This is a genomic window from Marinifilum sp. D737, from assembly GCF_026672275.1.
Classification (GTDB): Bacteria; Bacteroidota; Bacteroidia; order Bacteroidales; family Marinifilaceae; genus Marinifilum.
The window spans coordinates 1-623 of sequence record NZ_JANQCD010000098.1 but is presented as its reverse complement, the minus strand read 5'-3'; the positions used below and the strand labels follow the sequence as shown (position 1 = coordinate 623).

Here is a 623-nt window from a genome sequence, read left to right as displayed (position 1 = left end):
CGATTCTTTTTTTTTGAGCCGATGGAGGGACTCGAACCCACGACCTGCTGATTACAAATCAGCTGCTCTAGCCAGCTGAGCTACATCGGCGATTTTATTGAGCCATTGACGAGATTTGAACTCGTGACCTCTTCCTTACCAAGGAAGCGCTCTACCCCTGAGCTACAACGGCAAAGTAACAATTAAGACTTAGGATTAACTAAGTATTGGAATCGGTGGAGGAACTCGAACCCATCCCGAATCTTCGGGACTGATTACAAATCAGCTTTGATTTGTATTGGTTAAACTCGCAACAACGATTCTTTTTTGAGCCGGTGGAGGGACTCGAACCCACGACCTGCTGATTACAAATCAGCTGCTCTAGCCAGCTGAGCTACATCGGCAATTGCTACTTGCAAAAACATTTTAAAGAACGAAAGAAAGTCGTTAAACTTTCTTTTTGTTTTGATAGAGCCGGTGGAGGAACTCGAACCTATCCCGAATCTTCGGGACTGATTACAAATCAGCTTTGATTTGTATTGGTTAAACTCGCAACAACGATTCTTTTTTTTTGAGCCGATGGAGGGACTCGAACCCACGACCTGCTGATTACAAATCAGCTGCTCTAGCCAGCTGAGCTACAT

General features: G+C 44.6%; 3 tRNA genes. All 3 read right to left on the bottom strand.

The features are described from left to right. Window positions 1–16: 16 nt before the first annotated feature. The 3 genes from NQ163_RS20590 to NQ163_RS20580 all read right to left on the bottom strand — a co-directional run bounded on the left by NQ163_RS20590 (window position 17) and on the right by NQ163_RS20580 (window position 383). A tRNA-Thr gene (locus NQ163_RS20590) sits at window positions 17–90 on the bottom strand. Window positions 91–100: 10 nt separating this feature from the next. Beyond that, window positions 101–172, bottom strand: a tRNA-Thr gene (locus NQ163_RS20585). 137 nt (window positions 173–309) lie between these two features. Next, window positions 310–383, bottom strand: a tRNA-Thr gene (locus tag NQ163_RS20580). Window positions 384–623: the final 240 nt, after the last annotated feature.